A 22,270-nucleotide genomic window follows, 5' to 3' on the forward strand; every position below is an offset into this window, starting at 1 on the left:
GATGCAAGAACCAGACTTTCGCTTGGCTTGGAAGTTGTTAACCGGGCTGCGCGTGACGGCCCTCGGGGGGCGGGTAAGGGTTTTCTGGACCTTCGAGAGGCATGGATGCCGAACGAGAGCCCCCATGGACGGGTTTACGGCGTGTCCAGAAAACCCTTACCCGCCCTCCGAGGGCCACCACCACAACCGACAAGAATGGCACCCCACCCAGACTCTCAATCCTTCTCGGGCGTAGGCCACCAAGGGTACCCCGGCGGCATATTCGTAGCACTGGACAGCGTAAACGCCGGCGGGCGTTTTTCGATAAAGGACATGACCCCCTCTTTGGCATCCGCCGAACGCCCCGTCCAGTAAATCGCCTGACTCTCGATCTCGTGCGCCCGCCACGGATGCGGCTCCCCTGCCATATGCCACAGCATCTGGCGCGACAGCGCCACCGACACCGCCGACGTATTGTCCGCGATTTCCCGCGCCAGCTCGCGCGCCACCTTCATCAGTTCATCCGCCGGATGCAGCGAACGCAGCAGGCCGCCCGCCTTGCCCTCCTCCGCAGAAAAGACCCGACCGCTCAGCACCCATTCCAGACTTTGCGGCAACCCGACCACCTTCGGCAGCAGCCAACTCGCCGCCCCATCCGGCACAATGCCCCGGCGGCAGAAGACGAAACCCATGCGTGCGGTATCCGCAGCAATACGAATATCCATCGGCAACGTCATGGTCGCCCCAACGCCCACCGCCGGACCATTGATCGCCGCGATCATCGGCTTGTGGCAGGCGAACATGCGCAGCGTCACCTTGCCACCCGTGTCGCGCAGTTGCGTCCAGTCCGGCGTTCCACCGCTCGCACCCGTCTGGGCATCGTAGTCGAAGGTGGCCGCGCCCTTGCCCAGGTCTGCCCCCGCGCAAAAGGCCCGCCCGGCCCCGGTCACGATGATCACGCGGATATCGTCGTCCGCATCGGCCGCGTCCAGCGCGGCAATCAGCTCCTCGGCCATGGTGTCCGTGAACGCATTGAGCCGGTCGGGGCGATGCAATGTCAGGGTCAGGATGCCGTCTTCCACCTCATAACGCAGCGTCTCAAGATCGTGTGTCGCAAAGCCCGTCATGGAGCCTCCTCATTTACGAAATCAGCGTGGCAAGGCATGACCTGCGTCAATACGGCCATGCCCCGGGTCGATAAGCTGGACCCATACTGTCACTGACATCTGGAGAGCACCATGACCCGTCCGAGCGAATATGTGCGCAATCTGAATCAGAAGCTTGAGGACTGGGAATACCAGCTTGATCGCTTCCGGCATCGTTTGCAGGATCTGCGGGAGGAGCTGCGTGAGCGCGGCGAGGAGCGCGCCGAAGACCTTCAGGCGCGCCGCGCGGTATTGCGGGAAAAGCTGGATGCTGTTGAGGAACAGGGCGAGCACGCCCTGGAAGACATCCGCGATGGCCTGGAGCTGGCCTGGGAAGGGTTGCGGCTTGGCCTGCTCAGCGCGCGCTCCGAATTCGAACCCCGCGACGACGACTGACCACTCAGGCTGCCGCTTCGCGACGCCGGAACACCAGGGTATCGCCCTGTGATCCGGCAGCGTGGAAGCGGTAGCCCGCCACATCAAAGCGCTTCAGCGCGTCCGGGCTGTCGATATCATGCTGCAGTATCCAGGCCGCCATCAGCCCGCGCGCCTTCTTGGCATAGAAGCTGATGACCTTGTACTGGCCGTTCTTTTCGTCCTCGAATACGGGCGTGATGATACGCGCATCCAGGCTCTTGGGGCGCACCGCCTTGAAGTATTCGTTTGACGCCAGATTGATCAATACCTCGCTGTCGGCCCGTTTCAGGTCCTGATTCAGCAGCTGGGTGATGCGATCACCCCAGAAGGCGTACAGATCCTTGCCACGGGGATTGGCAAACCGCGTGCCCATTTCCAGCCGATAAGGGCGCATCATGTCCAGTGGCCGCAACAGGCCATAAAGGCCGGACAGGATGCGCAGGCGCTGTTGCGCCCTCGCCAGGGCACTGCCGTCAAATTGATCGATATCCAGGCCGGTGTAGACATCCCCCTTGAACGCAAAAACAGCAGGCCGGGCATTATTGCGGTCCATTTGCGGTTGCCACTCGGTAAAGCGGGCCGTGTTCAGCGCCGCAATACGATCACTGACTTTCATCAGCTCGCTGATATCGGCCGGCGTCAGGGTGCGCAGGTCCTTCACAAGTTCGGCGCTATGCTCCAGCAGGCGCGGCCGCGTGATACGCTGGCCGGCCAGCGATGGAAAATCAGATTCGTAGTCGAGTGTCTTGGCAGGTGATACAACTATCAGCATGATAAACCTCATCTCCGATTTGCAGCGGAGTATAGCAAATGAACGTGAAAGGACCGGGGTTCTCACATGCGCATTCTTCTTGTTCTTGTCGGCCTGGTGGCCATAGCCGTTGTGCTCTGGGCGAGCTGGCGCATCGACCGGCGACTGTTCATCTTCACACTGATCGCCGTGCTGATTGGCGCGCTCATGTTCGGTTTGGGGGTCTGGCACAGCCGTGACCAGGCCATGGTCCAGGTCTCCCCGGATGACGTGACATTGACCCTGGAACAGAGCCGTAGCATGGAAATCGGTGTTCGTTTGCAGGGTCGGGTCAACAACGGCAGCCCGCATCCGCTGGCCCGCGTGGAAGCCCGCGCGCTGCTTGAACGCTGCGTGGACGACGTCTGTGAAACCCTGGGTGAAGACAGGCTGACCCTGCGCCAGCATGTCCCTCCCGGTGCCAGCCTGCCCTGGTCGCAGATGGTCCAGCCGCCGCCCGGGACCGTGGATGGCCCCCATGATTGGCGTCTTGAGATCAAATCCGTGAGCGGTTATGCCAATGACCGTCGTCGTCGTCCTTGACTCGGCGCGCCGTGTCGCTATCGTTGTGACCAATTGGTCATCACGATGGATCATCACAAGGAACCCCGATGGATTTTCAGCTCAGTGAATTCCAGCAGATGCTGCGTGACAGCGCCCAGCGTTTTGTCCGTCAGCAACATGCATTCGAACAGCGCCGGGCGCTGCTCAAGGAGAGCGCAGGGCTGCACCCTGCCCTGTGGCAGCAATTTGCCGAGCTGGGCTGGCTGGCATTGCCCTTCCCCGAAGACAAGGGCGGCCTCGGCGGCCAGCATCGGGACCTGGTACAGATCATGGAGGCTTTCGGTGAAGGGCTGGTGATCGAGCCCTATGTGGCCAATGTGCTGCTGGCAGGTACCCTGATTGCACGCTGCGGTTCATCTGCGCAGGTCAGCGAACTGCTTGAGCCGATGGTGGCCGGCGCGCTGCAGCTGGCCTTTGCCCACGACGAAGCCGGGCGCCGGTTCAGCAACGACGTACAGGCTGTGACCGCCACGCAGGACGGTGATGAGGTGATTTTGCAGGGCAGCAAATCCAGAGTGCTCAATGGCGACCAGGCCGAACAACTGGTGGTGTCGGCCCGGCTGGGCGATGACGTCGCGCTGTTTGTCGTGCCCGCAAACCATCAGGGCGTCCAGCGGCAGGCCTGGGCAGCCGTGGATGGCGCCAGCGGCGCTGAAATCCATTTCGACACAGTGCGCATTCCGGCCGCTGCGCGTCTGGGCAGCGCCGATGCCCGCGCCGATATCAGCGCGGCACAGGATCTGGCCCTGCTCGGATTATGTGCAGAGGCGGTGGGCATGCTGCAGGCGCTGGTCAGGGACACCGTCGAATATACCCGCACCCGCAAGCAGTTCGGCGTGCCCATTTCCAGCTTTCAGGTGCTGCAACATCGCATGGTGGACATGTTCATGCGCGCGGAACAGGCCAGTGCGCTGCTCGACATGGCGGCCATCCAGATGGATGCTGCAGACGCCACGGCGGGTCAGACCGCCCTGTCCACCCTCAAGGTGTGGCTTGGCAGCGCGGGCCGGCTTGTCGGTCAGCAGGCCGTGCAGTTGCATGGCGGCATGGGCGTGACCGAAGAGCTGCGGGTCGGGCATTACTTCAAACGCCTGACACTGATTGAACAACTGCTCGGCAACGAAGACTGGCACCTGCGTCGTCTGGACCGCCTGTCCAGCGCCGCCTGACGCTTCCGCTCAATCCTGACGTCCGCGACTGATGGCACTTTGCCGTCAGTCGCGGAACAGGTCACAATGCCCTCCCCTGCATAGCCTGAGACACCTATGAGCGGTCTGATACCCGGCCAGGCGACGGCCATTGCTGACGGCGTCTGGCGTCTGCTGGCGCTGAATCCCGGCATGATGACCGGCCCGGGCACCAATACCTACCTGATCGCTGCCAACGATGGCCTGCTGGTGCTTGATCCGGGCCCGGCTGACAGCCAGCACATCATCAATATCGAGGCCGCGGCCGCAGACATCGGCTTGCCATTGAGCGCGGTGCTGGTCACGCATACCCACCGCGACCACTCTCCGGCCACCACCCTGCTGCGCGAACGGCTGCCCGAGCTGCGCAGGCTGGGCCCGGCAGCACCGGACGATGGTCTGCAGGATGACGACTGGCAGCCAGACCAGATACTGGGCGACGGCGATGTCATTGCGCTGGGCGAGCGTCGTCTGCGCGTAATCGCCACGCCGGGGCATGTCGGCAATCATCTCTGCTTCCTGCTGGAAGATGCCGGGCTGCTGTTCAGTGGCGATCACCTGATCCAGGGCTCAACCGTGGTGATTGCGCCGCCGTCCGGCTCGATGAAGGACTATCTCGAATCCCTGCAGCGCCTGCAGCACGAAACCCTGCATCAACTGGCACCCGGGCATGGTGATCTGATCGATGACCCGCAGGGCTATATCGAACACACCATCGGCCACCGGTTGCGGCGTGAAGAGAAGGTAGTGCGTGCGCTGACCCAGCACCCTGACAGCACCGCCAGCGATCTGGTCAGCACCGTCTATGACGATGTGCCGGTATTCCTCCATGGTGTGGCCACCCTGTCGTTGATGGCGCACCTGATCAAGCTGGAGCAGGATGGTCGCGCGCACCGTGACGCCGAGGAGCGCTGGGCGCTGCAGGGCTGAACAGCGATGACCGGCGACCTGTTCTCTGCGAACGCCTCTGCGAGCGCCTCTGCGAACGCGCCGCTGCTGCGACCGTTGCCGGGAACCCCGGGGCTGCAGGTCTGGCCCGCAGTGCTTGGCGCCAGCCGGGCGAACGTCCTGATGGACAGACTGCTGGCTTCCCTGCCCTGGTCACAGCCGGAGGTGACGGTCTACGGCCGCACGGGCCCGGTGCCGCGCCTGCAAAGCTGGCATGGCGATCCTGACGCCGATTACGCCTATTCCGGATTGCCGCTGCCGCCCCGCCCCTGGACCCCGGAACTGGACGCGCTGCGCCGCACTGTCGAGGCCGTGACGGGCCACCGCTACAACAGCGTGCTGGCCAATCTGTATCGCAACGGCGAGGACACCATGGGCTGGCATGCCGATGACGAACGCGAACTCGGGCCGCAGCCCTGGATTGCCTCGTATTCCCTCGGCGCCACCCGGGATTTCACCCTGCGGCGCAAAGGTCAGGGCCGCATCGAGGATCGAATTGCCCTGGCCCACGACCAGCTGATTCTGATGCCGCCAGCCATGCAGCGCCTGTGGGAGCATGCCCTGCCCCGCCGGGCGCGCGTGAGCGCCCCGCGCCTCAACCTGACCTTCAGGCTTATCCGAAAAACAGGTAGGTGACAAAGATGGCGGTCAACAGGCCTGCCATGTCCGCAACAATCCCGCACAACAGTGCATAGCGCAGTTTGACCACCCCTACACTGCCAAAATAGACGGCCAGGACGTAAAAGGTGGTTTCGGTGCTGCCCTGCATGATGGCGGCCATGCGCCCGGCCAGCGAGTCCACCCCGTGGGTTTGCATGACCTCCAGCATCATGGCACGGGCACCACTGCCCGAAAGCGGTTTGAGCATCGCTACCGGCAAGGCATCCACAAAACGGGTGTCAAAACCGGCCCAGACCGCCACAACACGAATGCCGTTCAATAGCAGATCCAGCACCCCGCCCTCACGCAGCACGGCAATGGCCACCAGCATGGCCACCAGGAAAGGAATCAACCTGACGGCCAGATGGAAGCCCTCCTTGGCGCCATCAATGAAGGTGCTGTAGGCATCCAGCTTTGCCCGATGGGCCAGGATCAGGAACAGCGCCACCACCGCCAGCAGGATGCCGTTGCCAATGCTGCTGGACAGGGTGGCTGCAGCCTCGGTGGGCAGTGCCCAGGCCAGCATCCCCAGGGCGAAGAGCAGCAACAGCCAGATGCCGGCCGCCGCCAGGATGACGGGATCGAACAGGCGGATCTTCTGCAGCCGGGCGGTAAACCAGACCCCGATAAAGGTCGAGGCGGTGGTCGCCATCAGCATGGGCAGATAGATATCCGCCGGGTCGGCAGCGCCTTGCTGGGCGCGGTACATCAGCACCGTAACGGGGACCAGGGTCACGGAGGAGGTATTCAGCACCAGAAACATGATCTGGCTGTCGGTCGCGGTATCCGGGGTCGGGTTGCGTGCCTGAAGGGACTCCATGGCTTTCAGGCCCAACGGCGTGGCGGCATTGTCCAGCCCGAGCATATTGGCGGACAGGTTCATGGTCACCGGCGCCATGGGGTCCGTCTGCCCGGCCTCCTGGTCAGCATCCGGTGGGGGCGGATTGACCACCGGGGCAGCGACCGCGCCGGGCATCAGGCGTCCCAGCAGCGGCGTGACGCCCCGGGCCACCCATTCGGCCAGGCCGCTTTTCTCGGCCAGCCGGAACAGGCCGGTCCACAGGGTCAACACCCCGATCAGGCCGATGCTGACCTGCACCGCCAGGTCTGCGGCCCCGAACATGGCCTGCATGGTGCCCGACAGCGCTTCCGGCGAGCCTCCCAGTGCCCGGATCACCGCTGCAGCAATCCCGAGCAGCAGAAACCCGATAAACAGATAGTGCATTCACGCCCCCGTGTACACGCTGTGGCATTTCCTTATACTGTTTTGACAACAGTGCAGTGACTGTGCGCATTCTGCCAGCGAATGACAACCGCTGGAACGAAAGCCGGGGGCGATCTGTCCAACCCGGCACAGGTCACTGCAAATGGACGCCGACAAGAGGCCCCGGATGATTCGACGCCACATAATGCTCCGCAGTGTGCTGGTCATGCTGCTCCTGGCCACGGCCGCCTTCCAGGTGACCGGTGCGCTGACCAACACCAACGCCACACCGGAGCCGCTGGCCCGTGAGGGTGGGCTTGCCCCCGAAGATGTGCACGCCCGCACGGCGCGTCATATTGTCGAGCGCCTGCAAGGCCATTACCGGCAGATGCGCTTTGATGATGCGCTCTCCGAGAAGGTCTTCGAGCGCTACCTGCGTGATCTGGACCCCAATCGCATCTATTTTCTGGCGTCGGATATCGAAGCCTTCGAACGCTATCGCACAGTGCTCGATGACCAACTGCGCCGGGGCGACCTGAGTGCAGGCTATGACATGTTCAATCTGTATCAGCAACGTGTGCGCGAGCGCCTCGAGTACATGCTGGCCCACCTTGGCGAGGGCATAGACGAACTCGATTTCAGCAGCGATGACGAAGTGAAGCTGGATCGCTCCGAGGCCGCCTGGGCCGAAGATGCCGATGCCCTGGATGATATCTGGATGCGCCGTCTCAAGAATGCGGTGCTGACCATGCGCCTCGACGGTGTTGAAGACGACGAGATCGGCGAGCGTCTGGAGCGTCGTTACAGCAGCCAGCTCAACCGTATTGCGCAAAATGGCCCCGAGGATGTGTTCCAGATCTATATCAATGCCCTGGCGCAAACGTTCGACCCGCATACTTCGTACTTCACGCCGCATACGTCCGAGAACTTCAATATCAGCATGAGCCGCTCGCTGGAAGGCATCGGAGCCGTGTTGCAGGCTGAAGATGAATATACCCGCGTGGTACGACTGATCCCGGGCGGCCCGGCCTCCAAGGCAGGACAGTTGCAACCGGCGGACCGCATTGTCGGTGTCGGCCAGGAAGATGGCGACATGGTGAATGTCATCGGCTGGCGTCTGGATGAAGTGGTCAATCTGGTGCGCGGTCCGAAAGGCAGCAAGGTGCGCCTGGAAATCATCCCCGCTGGCAGCGCCAGCGAACACTCCACCCGTGAAATCAGCATCGAGCGCAACAAGGTGGTGCTCGAAGAACAGGCGGCGAAAAAGAAGATCATCGAGGTGCCCGGTGTCGACAACACCACGCAACGCCTGGGTGTCATTACCATTCCGGCCTTCTATCTGGATTTCGACGCTTACAACCGCGGCGATGAGGACTACACCAGCACCACCCGCGATGTGGCACGTCTCCTGGATGAACTGGATGAGGCGGATATCGATGGCCTGATCATTGATCTGCGCAACAACGGCGGTGGCTCGCTCCACGAGGCCACACAGCTGGTGTCGCTGTTCATCACCCGTGGCCCAACGGTGCAGGTGCGCGATGCCCGTGGCCGCGTTCAGGTGGAACAGGATCGTTATCCCGGGATTCGCTACGCGGGCCCCATGGCGGTGCTGGTGAATCGCTTCTCGGCGTCCGCCTCGGAAATCTTTGCTGGCGCCATGCAGGACTACGGACGTGCGCTGATCGTCGGTGACCAGACCTTCGGCAAGGGCACAGTGCAGACCCTGCTGCCGCTCAATCATGGCCAGTTGAAGATCACCCAGGCCAAGTTCTACCGCATTTCCGGTTCCAGCAACCAGAATCTGGGTATCGTGCCGGATATCGAGTTGCCCTGGCTGGTGGACAAGGACGAGATCGGCGAGAGCGCCCTGCCCAACGCCCTGCCCTGGGATCAGATCGACCCGACCCGTTACGAGCGCCTGTTTGACCTGTCGCCGTACTTCGAGACCCTGCGCGGCCGTCATGCCCAGCGCATGCAGACTGACCCCGAGTTCGTCTATGTACTCGACCAGCGGTCGCTGGTCGAGGAACAGCGCAAGCGGCGGACCCTCAGCCTGAATGAGCAGACGCGCCGTGCCGACCAGAGAGATGTGGAGCGACGCAGCCTGGCGATCGAGAATTCTCGCCGCAAGGCTCAGGGTGAATCACTGATCAAGGAGTTTTCCGAATTGCGCGCGCTGGAAGAGCAACGCGCGCTGGACCCGGATGCCGATGATGACAGCGACCGCCCGGACGCCTACCTCAATGAAACCGGCATGATCCTCGGCGATCTGATCCAGTTGCTTCAGGACAAGCAGGTCACCGTCAGCGAACGCTGAGGGTCTGCGGAAAGCCCTCTCCCCTGCTGGCGCCCGCCAGCAGGGGCACTCCACACCCGCTCACACTCCGAAGCAGTTCTCCCTTGCCGTTTGCGGTAGAATGCACCCGCTTATTGAATCAGGGACTCTTGATGGCTCGCAAAACCGTAAAGCGTGTTAAGACCGGCGCCTTCGAGCGGCGCTTCTCCATGGCCCGGGCTGGCCTGATGGCCGGTGCCCGGTACGCGACCCTCTCCGCTGGCGCCTGGCTGACGCCGCGAGACCAGCGCGAGGCGCGGCGCAAGGAAATCCTGTCCGGCCAGGCCCAGGAACTGGTCCGCGAGCTGGGCAAGCTGAAGGGCTCGGTGGTCAAGATCGGCCAGATGATGGCGTTGTTCGGGGAACACTTCCTGCCCGACGAGGTGACCGCCGCGCTGCACACGCTGGAAAACAGCACCACCGCCCTGGAATGGCCCGCCATCGAACGCCAGTTGCGCAAGGAACTGGGCGATATGAAGCTGGCCGAGCTGGAGATAGACCCGGAACCCCTCGGTGCCGCCTCCCTGGGCCAAGTGCACCGCGCCGTGCGCAAGTCTGACGGTCGCGAGCTGGTGCTCAAGATCCAGTATCCGGGCGTTGCCGATGCGATCGACTCCGATATGCGCGCCGTAGTGCAGCTGCTCAAGCTCAGCCGGATGGTGCCGGTGACCGAACAGTTCAATCTCTGGCTGGATGAAGTGCGCGCCATGCTGGGCCGTGAGGTCGACTACGATCTGGAGGCCTACACCACGCGGCATTTCCGCAAGCTGCTGGCCGATGATCCGCGTTTTGTCGTGCCGGAGGTGTTCGGCGCCTACTCCACCCACACCATCCTCTGCCTCTCTTACGAGCACGGCATCAATGTCTCGGACCCGGCCGTGCTGGAGCTGTCCCAGCCACGCCGCAACTTCATCGGCCGCGCCATCATGGAGTTGTGCTGCCATGAGGTGTTCGAATGGAACAAGATGCAGACCGACCCGAACTTCGGCAACTATCTGCTGCGGGTCGGCGAGAAGCCGGAGGAAGACCAGATCGTGCTGCTGGACTTCGGCGCCATCCGGGATTTCGATGACGAGATCCTGGGCCCGGGCCGCGAGATGATCCGCGGCGCCTGGCACCACGACAAGGCGCGCCTGATCCGGGCACTGCATGCCCTGGATTTCCTCGCAGGCAGCGCCCCGGAGCGCGTGCTCGAGGACTTCTCCAGGCTGTGTTTCGAGGCCATTGAGGTGCTTCAGGACCCCGAACGCTTCCCGCCGCCGGCGCATGTCCTCAACGAACAGGGCGAGTACCTGTGGGGCAACAGCGACCTGCCCTCGCGGATCATGGCCCGCGCCGGCCGGAATGCCTTCTCCGTGCACTTCGACGTGCCGCCGAAGGAGTTCATTTTCCTTGCCCGCAAGCTGCTGGGGGCCTACACCTTCCTGCATGTCATCGAGGCGGAAGTGCGCGGTGACACCATCCTCAGGCCCTTCATCGGCATGCATGAGGAGGAAGACTTGGCCCTGGTAGACAGAAAATATACTGAGAAACACCCCGTCAATGGCTGATTTTGCTCACAATTTGATCGGTTGTTGCGAATCGACACCTTTGGCATTTGCCTTCAAACGGATGTCGCAATAAGGTTAGCACCCTGCCGACCAGCGGGTAGCGTGAAACCCACCGGTTCTGCCATTAGCCTTTGGTCCCGCACCCGGACCCGGCGACCGCAGCGGCAGCATACGTAACCAGACGCCAGTGCCCGGCTTCAGTCCCTGGAGCCGGGCATTTCTATCCAGCGAACCAGAAAATGGGGGTAACGCAGGTGATCATCGGTGTACCCAGGGAAATCTGTCCGGGTGAACAGCGCGTTGCGCTGGTCCCGGCAAACGTGACCGCACTGTTGAAGAAGCCCGGCATCGAGATTCTCATCGAGCGCGAAGCAGGCCTGGCGGCGGGCTATACCGACGCCGATTACGAGGCGGCCGGCGCCACCCTGACGGACCGGGAAACCGTGTTCGGCAAGGCCGAGATCCTGCTTCAGGTGCAGACCCCGGGCAGCAATCAGGCCAATGGCGATCAGGACCTCGGCGCGCTGCGTGAAGGCCAGATCGTTATCGGCATGATGGACCCGCTGGCCAACCCGTCTTTCGCCAGCACCCTGGCTGAGCGCAAGGTGACCGGCCTGGCACTGGAGCTGGTGCCGCGCATCACGCGCGCCCAGGCGATGGATGTCCTGTCCTCCATGGGCATGCTGGCCGGCTACAAGGCCGTACTCATGGCGGCCTATGAATCCAACCGCATGTTCCCGATGAACATGACCGCCGCCGGCACCCTGAATGCCGCCCGCGTGTTTGTCATGGGCGCTGGCGTGGCAGGTCTGCAGGCCTGCGCGACCGCCAAACGCCTGGGTGCGGTGGTGGAAGCCTATGATGTGCGCCCCGCTGCCCGCGAACAGATCCTGTCGGTCGGTGCCAAGCCGGTGGATCTGGACCTGGACACGGGTGCCGCAGAAGGCAGCGGCGGCTACGCCAAGGCCCAGGGCGAGGATTTCCTCAAGCGCCAGCGCGAGCTGATGACGGAAGTCGTGGCCCAGATGGACGTGGTCATCACCACCGCAGCGGTCCCCGGCGCCAAGTCACCGATCCTGGTCACCGAAGACATGGTCAAGGCGATGAAGCCCGGCAGCGTCATTATCGATCTGGCGGCCGAGCGTGGCGGTAACTGTGATCTCACCGAGATGGGCAAAACCGTGGTCAAGCACGATGTCATCATCGTCGGCCCGGTCAATGTACCGTCCACTATTGCCTTCCATGCCAGCCAGATGTTCGGCAAGAATCTGGAAAACCTGCTTGGCCTGCTGATCAACAAGGAAGGCCAGCTGAACCTCGACTTCGAGGATCAGATCGTGCAGGACACCGTTGTCGCCCACGAAGGTGATGTGCCCCAGGCGCGCCTGCGCGAGCTGCTGGGCCTGCCGGCCCTGACGGTTGCCGAGCCCGCCGAAGAAGCGTCTTCCGAAGAGGAGAAAAAGTAATGGATTTCGTCGCCCAGCTGACGGTATTCGTACTTGCCATCTTTCTTGGCTTTGAACTGATTACCAAGGTCCCCCCGACCCTGCATACCCCGCTGATGTCGGGTTCCAACGCCATCTCCGGTATTACGCTGGTCGGCGCACTGCTCGCCGCCGGCCATGGTGGCAGCACCCTGATCAGCGTCCTCGGCTTTATCGCCGTGGTCCTGGCAACCATCAATGTGATTGGCGGCTTCATGGTCACCAATCGCATGCTGGCGATGTTCAAGAGGAAGTAACCCATGCAGATAGCGCAGAACTGGATCGATATTGCCTACCTGATCGCGGCATCGCTGTTCATCCTCGGCATCAAGGGCCTGGCCAAGCCAAAGACCGCCGTTCGGGGTAACCTCCTGGCCGCCAGCGGCATGGGGATTGCTGCCGTCGTCACCCTGCTGCATCACAGCATCGTCAGCTACGAAGTCATCGTGGCGGGCCTGATTATCGGTGCTGTCATCGGCGCCATCCTGGCGATCAAGGTACAGATGACCTCCATGCCGCAGCTGATCGCCATGCTGAACGGCTTCGGTGGCGGTGCGTCCTTCGCCCTGGCTGCAGCCGAATATTTCAAGGGTGTGGACACCACCGTGGCGATGGCCGCGTCGGGCGCTGCCGTACTGATCGGTGCCGTGACCTTCACCGGCTCCTTTGTCGCCTTTGCCAAATTGCAGGAACTGATTGACGGCCAGCCCAAGGGCTTCCCGGGTATGAAGCTGGTCAACCTGATCCTGCTGGTCGGCGCCGTGGGCGCCATCGGCTACATGACCGTAACCGGCCAACCGAATGACACCCTGTTCTGGGGCGTTGTTGTGGCGGCAGCCCTGCTTGGCGTGATGCTGGTGATGCCCATTGGTGGCGCCGACATGCCTGTGGTCATCGCCCTGCTCAACTCCTACTCGGGTCTGGCGGCTTCCGCTGCCGGCTTCGTGATGGGCAACAGCGCTCTGATCATCACCGGTTCGCTGGTTGGCGCCTCGGGCCTGATCCTGACGCAGATCATGTGCAAGGCCATGAATCGTTCCCTGACCAACGTGCTGTTCGGGGTGATGGCTGAGGCTGGCGAAGCCATGGATGCTGACGAGGTCTATCAGGGCAAGATCAAGTCTTCGTCCCCGGACGAAGTGGCGATGATCCTGGAAACCGCCCAGCGTGTGGTGATCGTACCGGGCTTTGGTCTGGCCATGGCACAGGCGCAACACGCGGTGCGTGATCTGGCCGATGCCCTGGAAGCGCGTGGCACCACGGTGGAGTACGCTATCCACCCGGTGGCGGGCCGTATGCCGGGTCACATGAACGTGTTGCTGGCGGAAGCCGAGGTGTCCTATGACAAGCTCAAGGACATGGACACGATCAACCCGACCTTCGAGCAGACCGATGTGGCCATCGTGATCGGTGCCAATGACGTGACCAACCCGCTCGCCCGTGAAGACAAGGGCAGCCCGATCTACGGCATGCCGATCCTGAACGTGGACAAGGCGCGTACCGTGGTCGTGGTCAAACGTTCGCTGAGCCCGGGCTTCGCTGGCTTGCCCAACCCGCTGTTCGCGAAGGACAACACGCTGATGCTGTTCGGTGATGGCAAGCAGGCGATCATCGATACCACGGCGGCACTGAAAGAAGGCTGAGTCTGACTCATGCCGGAAACAAAAAAGGAGAGCCTCGGCTCTCCTTTTTTTGTTCTGGCTGGATGGTGTCATCCCCTGCGGTTCAGAAACCGTAGACGAGACCCACCGTCACTTCCTGATCTGTCTTGCTGCGCGCCGTGGGCGCCGGATCGCTGTTGTGTCTCAGGATGTGGCTGACACGCAGAGACAGGCGGCTGTTCAGCTTGCTGGTCACGCTGGTGGCCGCACGGGTCAGGGTCGCATCATCCTCTATTTCCGTGCTCGTCTCCTGCCGGAACTGCGCGTTTTCGGACAGGTTCAGCAGGTAGCGCAGGCCAACACGCAGCAACGCGCTTTCTTCCTTGCGGCGGCCGTCGTCATCCGGCACTTCCAGGCGCCGTTGCCGATAACCGGGACCCGCTTCCAGATCCAGGCGGTGCAGATCGTTGTCAAACATGCGACGACCAATACCCAGCGCGTAGCTGGCTTCGTAATCGTAGCCGGTGAAACGGTCTTTCTCCGCTTCGATCAGGTTGAACAGATAGTTGGCACCGTCCAGTTTCAGGTCGATCTTGTAGGCGCCGAAATAGCGCTCCGCCGAACGCTCCATGTCGCCGGTGCTGTTGTTGCGCTGCTCGGCATTGGCCGCGTCCAGGCGTGCCTGGTGGCGCCAGTCGGCAAAGTCACGCTCCGCCTGGCTGCGCGCATTGATGGTGTCGGACCGGGTGTTGCCCCGTTTGACCAGATAGGCCAGTTCTACATCGCCAGTCCATCGGTCGATGGTCTGGCCTGGCTCCTGGGCCGATACCTGTACAGGCACCAGGGCCCAGGAAAATGCGGTGGCGCACGCTGCCGCCAGCCATTTCTTCTGCATTGCTCTACTCCGGTTTGTCGAAATGTACATCCATCTGCGGGAACGGGATGGTAATGCCTTCATCATCAAACTTGCGTTTGACTGCTTCAATCGTGCCCCAGTAGACAGCCCAGTAGTCGGCACTGTTCACCCAGGGGCGCACGATCAGATTGACGGAACTGTCTGCCAGCTCGGAGACAGCGATATTCGGCGCCGGGTCCGCGAGGATGCGCTCATCGGCGGCGAGTACCGCCTTGATGGCCTCTTTCACCTTGGACAGGTCAGCGTCATAGCTGACGCCGAACACGAGATCGACCCGGCGTGTCGGCATGGCCGAGTAGTTGACGATCTGGTTGTTCATGATGCTGCCATTGGGCACCAGGATGACCTTGTTGTCCGGCGAGGTCATCAGGGTCGAGAAAATGCGAATCTCTCGGATGGTCCCGGCAGTATTGCCCGCCTCGACATAGTCGCCGACCTTGAACGGCCGCAGAACCAGCAGCATGACACCGGCGGCAAAGTTGGCCAGCGAATTGTTCAGGGCCAGGCCAACGGCCAGGCCCGCAGCACCGAACAGGGCAATCAGGGAGGCGGTCTGAACCCCGAGCCGATCCACCGCCGCGATGATGACAAAGGCCAGCAGGGCCACATGGGCGACGCGTGCAAGGAAGGTGGCAACGGTCGGGTCTACCTTGCGCTTCAGACCGGTTTCCATCAGCGCAGCGATGCGCTTCACCAGCCAGCGACCGATGATGAATATCGCCAGGGCGGCGATGATATTGAAGGTATAAGGCACCAGATTCTGTTCAACAAACTCCGCTGACAGCGCAGTCACCTCTTCCATGTCGTATCCCTCACTGTGGCTGAAGCGGTCAGTATGCCAGAGGCTCCGGCGAATGGTAGCGTGCGCCCCTCCCGCTTTTACAAATTCGCCACAGGTCGCCTTCATGGGCATTCACCGGCAGCACCGGTATAATGCTCGCCCCATTCGAGTCCCGTCCGGAGTTCAGCATGTCAGACAGCCTGCGCAAGCAGATCGAGGCGCAACTGGCCCGCCGCATCATGATCCTTGATGGCGGCATGGGCACCATGATCCAGGCGCAGCGATTCGATGAGCAGGCCTACCGGGGTGAACGCTTCGCCGACTGGCCGAGCGACCTCAAGGGTAACAATGACCTGCTCTGCCTGACACAGGCAGATGCCATTCTGGACATTCACCGGGCCTATCTGGAGGCCGGGGCCGACATCCTCGAGACCAACTCCTTCAATGCCACCCGCATCGCCATGGCGGATTACGACATGGAGGACCTGTCACGGGAGATCAACGTGGCCGCAGCGCGTCTGGCGCGCCAGGCGGCGGACGAGTTTACCGCGCGGGATCCGTCCCGGCCGCGCTATGTGGCCGGGGTCCTGGGCCCGACCAATCGCACCGCCAGCATCAGCCCGGACGTGAATGACCCGGGTTACCGGAACGTCAGTTTTGACCAGCTGGTCGAGGCCTATCTGGAATCCATCGATGGCCTGGTCGAAGGCGGCGCACAGCTGCTGCTGATCGAGACGGTGTTTGACACTCTGAATGCCAAGGCGGCGGTGTTCGCCGTGGAAACCTGGAAGGCGCGCACCGGCATCGAGATCCCGGTCATGATCTCGGGGACCATTACCGACGCCTCGGGGCGCACCCTGACCGGGCAGACCACGGAGGCGTTCTATAACTCATTGCGTCATGCGCGGCCGTTGACCATCGGCCTCAATTGCGCACTGGGCGCGCAGGAGCTGCGCCCCTACATGGCGGAGCTGTCACGCATCGCCGAGGGCCATGTCTCGGCGCACCCCAATGCGGGCCTGCCCAACGAGATGGGCGAGTATGATCAATCCCCCGAGGTCATGGCCGCCGAGATTGCGGACTGGGCGAAGAAGGGCTTCCTGAACCTGATTGGCGGCTGCTGCGGCACCACGCCGGAGCACATTCGCGCCATTGCTGAAGCGGTGGCGCCCTACCCGCCCCGTCCCCTGCCCGAGATCACGCCGGGCTGTCGCCTGGCGGGCCTTGAGCCGCTGAACATCACGGCCGAAAGCCTGTTCATCAATGTCGGTGAGCGGACCAACGTGACCGGCTCCAAGCGCTTCCTGCGCCTGATCAAGGAAGGCGATTACGACACGGCGCTGGAAGTGGCCCAGCAGCAGGTGGAGGCCGGCGCACAGATCATCGACATCAACATGGACGAGGGCATGCTCGAGTCCCGCGATGCCATGGTGCGTTTCCTGAACCTGATCGCCGCCGAGCCCGAGATCGCCAAGGTCCCGATCATGATTGACTCCTCCAAGTGGGAGGTGATCGAGGCGGGCCTGAAGTGCATCCAGGGCAAGGGTATCGTCAACTCGATTTCGCTGAAGGAAGGCGAGGAGAGTTTTATCGAGCAGGCCCGGTTGCTGCGCCGCTATGGCGCCGCCGTGATCATCATGGCCTTCGACGAGGACGGCCAGGCCGATACCCGCGAGCGCAAGGTCGAGATCTGCACGCGTGCGTACCGCTTGCTGGTGGATCAGGTCGGTTTCCCGGCGGAAGACATCATCTTCGATCCGAATATCTTTGCCGTCGCCACCGGCATTGAAGAGCACAACAACTATGCCGTGGATTTCATCGAGGCGGTGCGAGACATCAAGGCCACCCTGCCCCACGCTCTGATCTCCGGCGGCGTGTCCAATGTGTCCTTCTCGTTCCGGGGCAACGAACCGGTGCGCGAAGCCATCCACGCGGTCTTCCTGTACCACGCCATCCGTGCCGGCATGGACATGGGCATCGTCAATGCCGGGCAGCTCGGCATCTACGAAGACATCCCCGCCGAGCTCAAGGAAGCGGTCGAGAATGTGGTGCTCAACCGTCGCGATGACGGCACCGATCAACTGCTGGAACTCGCGGAAAAGTACCGGGGCAGCGGCACCGGCAGCAGCCGTCAGGAGGACCTGAGCTGGCGTGAGTGGCCGGTGGAGAAGCGTCTGGAACATGCGCTGGTCAAGGGTATTGCCGATTATGTAGAAGAAGATACCGAACTGGCCCGACAGCAGACCGTGCGGCCACTGCATGTGATTGAAGGCCCGCTGATGGCTGGCATGAACGTCGTCGGAGACCTGTTCGGTGAGGGCAAGATGTTCCTGCCCCAAGTGGTGAAGTCGGCCCGGGTCATGAAGAAGGCCGTGGCCTATCTGCTGCCCTTCATGGAAAAGGAACGCGAGGAGCTCGGCACCCAGGACGAAAGCAACGGCCGTATTCTCATGGCGACCGTGAAGGGAGATGTCCACGATATCGGCAAGAACATTGTCGGCGTGGTGCTGCAGTGTAACGGCTATGACGTGATCGACATGGGGGTGATGGTGCCCTGCGAAAAGATCCTCGACGTGGCCCGCAAGGAGAACGTGGACATCATTGGCCTGTCCGGTCTGATTACTCCGTCGCTGGACGAAATGGTCAATGTGGCCAGCGAGATGGAACGCCTCGGTTTTGATATTCCGTTGATGATCGGTGGCGCCACCACCAGCCGTATCCACACGGCGGTGAAGATCGAACCGCAGTATCACGGCCCGGTGATCCACGTGAACGACGCCTCGCGGGCGGTGGGCGTGGCCAGCAACCTGCTCAGCGATACCCAGCGGGACACCTATGCCGCAGGCATCCGTGCGGAGTACCAGCAGTTGCGCGAGCGCCGGGCCAGCCAGCAGGAAGAGCGCACCCTGGCGCCGCTGTCGGCCGCACGCGGCAACGCCTTTACCTGGGACTGGGCGGCTTACACGCCGCCGACCCCCACCTTCCTTGGCCAGCGGGTATTCGATGATTACCCGCTGGAGGAGCTGGTGCGGCGGATCGACTGGACACCGTTCTTCCGCTCCTGGGAGCTGGCAGGCCGCTTCCCGAACATCCTGGACGACGAGGTGGTTGGCGTTGAGGCGTCGCGACTTTATCGCGACGCCCGGGAAATGCTTGAGAAAATAGTTGAAGAGAAGTGGCTAACTTGCCGTGCTGTAATAGGTTTTTACCCTGCCTCCAGCGAAGGGGATGATATTCGGCTGTACACCGAGAGCGGTGACGACACCCTGATGATGCTGCACCACCTGCGGCAACAGACCGATGTGGCGCGCAAGCAGGGCAAGCCCAATCTGTGCCTCAGTGACTATGTCGCCCCCACCGACAGCGGTGTGCGCGATTACCTTGGTGCTTTCGCCGTCACCGCCGGTATCGGTATCGAAAGCCACCTGGCGCGCTTCGAGGCGGATCACGATGACTACAGCAGCATTATGCTCAAGGCCCTGGCAGACCGCCTGGCAGAGGCCTTTGCCGAGCGCATGCACGAGCGTGTGCGGCGGGAGTTCTGGGGCTACGCACCCGACGAGAGCTTCAGCAATGATGACCTGATCCGCGAGCGCTATCGCGGCATCCGCCCGGCGCCCGGCTATCCGGCCTGCCCGGATCACACCGAGAAGACCCTGATGTGGCAACTGCTTGAGCCGGAACAGCGCATCGGCATCAGCCTGACAGAAAGCTATGCCATGTACCCCGCCTCGTCCGTGTCAGGCTGGTACTTTTCACACCCGGAAGCACGCTACTTCGGGACCGGCAAGATCGGACGGGATCAGGTGGAGGACTATGCCCGGCGTACCGGGCATACCGTGAAGGAAATCGAGCGCACCATTCCGCATCTGCTGGGCTACAACAGCTGAACGCGGGTCAACCCGCCAGGACTACACCGTCTCCCTCGGGCAGGATGCTGCCCGCAGGGGCGTTGACGCGCACCCGGCTGCCCGCCACCAGACAGTGCATGGCATCGTCCACCCCGGTGATACAGGGGATATCCAGGGTTTCCGCCAGCAGCGCCGCCGGATGCAGCGGGTCATGGCTGGCCAGCACCAGCGCGCCAGCCAGGGTCAGCCAGGGTAGCCAGCCCGGCTCGCACTGATCCAGCACCACCACATCGCCCGGCTCGAGGGTCGACAGCGACCAGGCCGAATGCAGTAACCGCACCGGGCCGCTGGCCTGAGTCGCGACCCGGGGGGTGCCATTGAGGGCCGGCCGGCCACGCTGGTCGAGGCGCACCCCGTAGGCCACCTGGTCGATCATCCAGTCCGGCGCTCCCTGGCAGGCGGAGGTCATGTAGCGCAGTTTGCGCTCGCCGAGCTTCTCCGGTGTCAGCCGGCGGGTGCTGTCCCGATCGCCCTGCCACAGGGACCAGAGTTCATCAAAATAGACAAAATGGATATCCTCGGCGCGGCGCAACTGCTGCCGTGCCACCAGCACCTGAGCCATGGCAGCGAGCAGGTGCCGCAGCTGACCGCCCAGGGACTCACGCAGGGCGGCGGCCTGGGCACGCCAGCGAAGCTGGCGAAACGCCGGGGCGGTGCTCGGCGCGGGCAGTCGGCACAGCCTTTCCCGCCGTTCCGGCGACAGCGCCGCCAGCGTGGCCAGCTCCGCAGGTGCCTCATCAAAACGGACCAGCACAGGATCGGCGCCCGGGCCGACGGTTGCCCTCCGCAGCGCCTCATCACTCTGCCCCAGTTGCACCAGCGCCGCACGATGCGGCGGCGGCAGCATACTGGCCAGCAGCAGTGCTGCGTCGTGTCCTGGCGCGAGTGCAGACGGGTCGGCCGTGCAACAGGTCAGCCAACCTTCCAGCCCAGCCAACCGCTCACCGACCCGGTCCAGCCGCATCAATTGGCGCCAGTGACCGTTCAGGTCGCCCGGCGCTGGCGGGTTCGCGGCGCAATGCGCCCGTTCCGCTTCCAGCTGGCGCAGCTGCATGCCCGTCAGCCAGGGTCGCAGGCCATCCCGACGCCAATAGCGCTGGCGCCACACCACGGCGTCCCGCGGACGCCAGGCTGGCGGCACCCCGCGCAGCAAATGCTGGTCACCGCCCTGCTCCAGCAGGCGCAGGGAAAAACGGCTGTTGCTGTACAGGTGGCAATGCTGGCGCCGATACGGCTCGATATTGGCCAGGTCCTGCCAGCCCAGGCGCTCGCCCAGGGGGCGCCAGAAGCCGGTCTTGAACCAGCGGCCCGCCAGGGTGTACCAGAGCGGTGACACCGCCTGCTCCCAGATGCCCAGCCCGGCGCGGCGGCTCCAGGCTTCTTCCGGGCGTGGCAGGGAGCCGACCGGCAAGGTCTGGACCATCCACAGCTGCTCGCCGTCAAACACCCATTCGCACGCCTGCGGCCGCTCGAAGTGACGTCGCAGTTGCGCTGCCAGCGTGCTGAAAGGTTCGGCGCCGACGGTGCTCGCCAGCGGGCTGTCCGGTTCGCTGCTGAAAGCGATGCCGCCATGGCCATGCAGGATCAGTCGTTCCTGCCCGGCGGCACTGCCTTCCACCACGCCCTCAACGATCACATGTTCGAGATCCTGGCGCACCGGGTGACGGGTGAACAGCACGCCCGCAGCCACCCGCCGGGGCAAGGCCTGGACAAGCACGTCATCCGTGCCCTCCTCTACCCCCTCCTCGGCACGACTGAAACGCTGCAGCAAGGCTGCGGCCAGCGCAGCATCACTGTCCAGATTGACCAGCGATTGCCGTTGCGAACCCGGGGTCGCTGGCCCCTGGTGCAATACCCAGTAACGCATGCTGTCGTCCCCGGGCAAGCGCTCCAGCGCCGACTGGATGTCTGCCAGCGTCGGTACGCCGGTGGCCCGGGCGTGCCAGGCAGGCGGCACCGGAAGCCCCATGGCGGCCCACTGACTGGCAGCAGGTGCCCCGCTGGCCGGGCTCGGTGTCAGCGCTTCAAACTTCATTCGGGTGCCTCTGCGGGATCCGGGCTGCCAGCGCACGGCCGACACGGTAGAAGACAGGTGTCAGGAGCGCGGTCCCGATAACGAGCACCACGGCGATGGCCCCGAACAGATACGGCGCTTTCATCAGCGTGCTCATGAGGGACTCCTCCCAGTAGAAGAACCAGGGGTTCTCCGGCGGGAAGAACCAGATATGAAACTGATAGAAGACGGCCTTGGGACCCGCTATCAGCAACCACAGCAGTAATGGTGTGGCCAGCAGCGCCGCCGACGCGCCCCGACTGCGCCAGGAGGGCAGCGTCAAACGCCGGGTGGCCCAGGCGGCGGGCAGCCACACCAGGACCAGTATCAGTGACGCCAGCGCGGCACGCGACAGCAACACGGCAACATCCTGGAGATGGGCGACTTCGGTCTCGATCAGCAACGGCAGGGTCTGGCCATGCGGCCCGGCATAGGTGATCTGCGCGAGCCCCTCGCCATGCGCGTGCACCGCCTTGCGGATCGCCCGGAAGGCCTCGGCATGGGCCTGGGCATCCAGCTCGGCAAAGCCCGGTCGTTTCGGATTCTGGGGCGCATAGGTGGCGATATGTTCATCAATGGCGAGCACGCTGTACCAGAGCGGGTACCCGTAATCGACGCGCGAAAACAGCCACCACACCAGGGCCAGCGCCAGCCACACACAGATCAGCGCATAGGCAATCCACGCCAGGCCTTTTTTGCACTGGTGCAAGCTGTCTTCAATCCGCATAATTGGCCCGCCATA

General features: G+C 63.1%; 18 protein-coding genes. 11 read left to right on the forward strand and 7 right to left on the reverse strand.

Features of this window, described 5'->3' with window-relative positions; translation table 11 throughout:
* Positions 1–215: 215 nt before the first annotated feature.
* A complete protein-coding gene (locus DKW65_RS07110; protein ID WP_111656595.1) occupies positions 216–1,106 on the reverse strand; it encodes a crotonase/enoyl-CoA hydratase family protein in 891 nt (296 codons plus the stop codon).
* A 111-nt stretch (positions 1,107–1,217) separates the two neighbouring features.
* Here DKW65_RS07110 and DKW65_RS07115 point away from each other — a divergent pair, with 111 nt between their 5' ends.
* The gene (locus tag DKW65_RS07115) at positions 1,218–1,520 is read left to right on the forward strand and encodes a sll1863 family stress response protein (RefSeq protein ID WP_111656596.1); all 303 of its coding nucleotides are present in this window, start codon (positions 1,218–1,220) and stop codon (positions 1,518–1,520) included.
* A 4-nt stretch (positions 1,521–1,524) separates the two neighbouring features.
* Here DKW65_RS07115 and yaaA read toward each other — a convergent pair whose 3' ends face one another.
* The gene (gene yaaA / locus DKW65_RS07120; RefSeq protein WP_111656597.1) at positions 1,525–2,313 is read right to left on the reverse strand and encodes a peroxide stress protein YaaA; all 789 of its coding nucleotides are present in this window, start codon (positions 2,311–2,313) and stop codon (positions 1,525–1,527) included.
* Positions 2,314–2,379: 66 nt separating this feature from the next.
* On the opposite strand from yaaA, the gene DKW65_RS07125 reads away from it, so the two are divergent.
* From DKW65_RS07125 to DKW65_RS07140, 4 genes are all read left to right on the forward strand, one after another.
* Positions 2,380–2,874, forward strand: coding sequence for a hypothetical protein (locus DKW65_RS07125; RefSeq protein ID WP_111656598.1), 495 nt, complete (start codon positions 2,380–2,382; stop codon positions 2,872–2,874).
* Positions 2,875–2,942: 68 nt separating this feature from the next.
* Positions 2,943–4,064: an acyl-CoA dehydrogenase family protein gene (locus DKW65_RS07130; RefSeq protein ID WP_111656599.1), complete on the forward strand. Its 1,122-nt coding sequence runs from the start codon at positions 2,943–2,945 to the stop codon at positions 4,062–4,064.
* A 96-nt stretch (positions 4,065–4,160) separates the two neighbouring features.
* Complete coding sequence (locus DKW65_RS07135; protein ID WP_111656600.1) at positions 4,161–5,012, forward strand: MBL fold metallo-hydrolase; 852 nt, start codon at positions 4,161–4,163, stop codon at positions 5,010–5,012.
* Between the two features lie 6 nt (positions 5,013–5,018).
* Positions 5,019–5,666 (forward strand): alpha-ketoglutarate-dependent dioxygenase AlkB family protein, encoded by a 648-nt coding sequence (locus DKW65_RS07140; protein ID WP_111656601.1) that lies wholly within the window; start codon positions 5,019–5,021, stop codon positions 5,664–5,666.
* Here DKW65_RS07140 and DKW65_RS07145 read toward each other — a convergent pair.
* Positions 5,644–6,915, reverse strand: a complete 1,272-nt coding sequence (locus DKW65_RS07145) for a nucleoside recognition domain-containing protein (protein WP_111656602.1) — start codon at positions 6,913–6,915, stop codon at positions 5,644–5,646. The two genes, DKW65_RS07140 and DKW65_RS07145, sit on opposite strands and share 23 nt — an antisense overlap.
* A 166-nt stretch (positions 6,916–7,081) precedes the next feature.
* On the opposite strand from DKW65_RS07145, the gene DKW65_RS07150 reads away from it, so the two are divergent.
* From DKW65_RS07150 to DKW65_RS07170, 5 genes are all read left to right on the forward strand, one after another.
* Entirely contained in the window at positions 7,082–9,214 is a 2,133-nt protein-coding gene (locus tag DKW65_RS07150) for a carboxy terminal-processing peptidase (RefSeq protein WP_111656603.1), read from the forward strand.
* A 131-nt stretch (positions 9,215–9,345) separates the two neighbouring features.
* Positions 9,346–10,782 carry an AarF/UbiB family protein gene (locus DKW65_RS07155; RefSeq protein WP_111656604.1) on the forward strand — a complete coding sequence of 479 codons (1,437 nt, stop codon included), beginning with the start codon at positions 9,346–9,348 and terminating at the stop codon, positions 10,780–10,782.
* Positions 10,783–11,021: 239 nt separating this feature from the next.
* The gene (locus DKW65_RS07160; protein ID WP_245932422.1) at positions 11,022–12,248 is read left to right on the forward strand and encodes a Re/Si-specific NAD(P)(+) transhydrogenase subunit alpha; all 1,227 of its coding nucleotides are present in this window, start codon (positions 11,022–11,024) and stop codon (positions 12,246–12,248) included.
* On the forward strand, positions 12,248–12,523 hold the full coding sequence (locus DKW65_RS07165; RefSeq protein WP_111656605.1) for an NAD(P) transhydrogenase subunit alpha part 2: 276 nt from the start codon (positions 12,248–12,250) through the stop codon (positions 12,521–12,523). Before DKW65_RS07160 ends, DKW65_RS07165 begins: the two co-directional genes overlap by 1 nt.
* Before the next feature lie 3 nt (positions 12,524–12,526).
* Positions 12,527–13,909: an NAD(P)(+) transhydrogenase (Re/Si-specific) subunit beta gene (locus DKW65_RS07170; protein WP_245932423.1), complete on the forward strand. Its 1,383-nt coding sequence runs from the start codon at positions 12,527–12,529 to the stop codon at positions 13,907–13,909.
* Positions 13,910–13,991: 82 nt separating this feature from the next.
* Here the strand turns inward: DKW65_RS07170 and DKW65_RS07175 are convergent, their stop codons facing one another.
* Together DKW65_RS07175 and DKW65_RS07180 are read right to left on the reverse strand one after the other, a co-directional pair.
* Positions 13,992–14,762, reverse strand: coding sequence for a DUF481 domain-containing protein (locus DKW65_RS07175; RefSeq protein ID WP_162925756.1), 771 nt, complete (start codon positions 14,760–14,762; stop codon positions 13,992–13,994).
* Between the two features lie 4 nt (positions 14,763–14,766).
* Positions 14,767–15,585, reverse strand: a complete 819-nt coding sequence (locus DKW65_RS07180) for a mechanosensitive ion channel family protein (protein WP_111656607.1) — start codon at positions 15,583–15,585, stop codon at positions 14,767–14,769.
* 167 nt (positions 15,586–15,752) lie between these two features.
* Here DKW65_RS07180 and metH point away from each other — a divergent pair, with 167 nt between their 5' ends.
* The gene (metH, locus tag DKW65_RS07185) at positions 15,753–19,454 is read left to right on the forward strand and encodes a methionine synthase (protein ID WP_111656608.1); all 3,702 of its coding nucleotides are present in this window, start codon (positions 15,753–15,755) and stop codon (positions 19,452–19,454) included.
* 7 nt (positions 19,455–19,461) lie between these two features.
* Here metH and DKW65_RS07190 read toward each other — a convergent pair whose 3' ends face one another.
* Both DKW65_RS07190 and DKW65_RS07195 read right to left on the reverse strand, forming a co-directional pair.
* On the reverse strand, positions 19,462–21,510 hold the full coding sequence (locus DKW65_RS07190) for a PEP-utilizing enzyme (protein ID WP_111656609.1): 2,049 nt from the start codon (positions 21,508–21,510) through the stop codon (positions 19,462–19,464).
* Positions 21,500–22,255: a lipoprotein intramolecular transacylase Lit gene (locus DKW65_RS07195; protein ID WP_111656610.1), complete on the reverse strand. Its 756-nt coding sequence runs from the start codon at positions 22,253–22,255 to the stop codon at positions 21,500–21,502. Before DKW65_RS07195 ends, DKW65_RS07190 begins: the two co-directional genes overlap by 11 nt.
* Positions 22,256–22,270 lie beyond the last annotated feature (15 nt).

This window comes from Isoalcanivorax indicus (assembly GCF_003259185.1).
Classification (GTDB): domain Bacteria; phylum Pseudomonadota; class Gammaproteobacteria; order Pseudomonadales; family Alcanivoracaceae; genus Isoalcanivorax; species Isoalcanivorax indicus.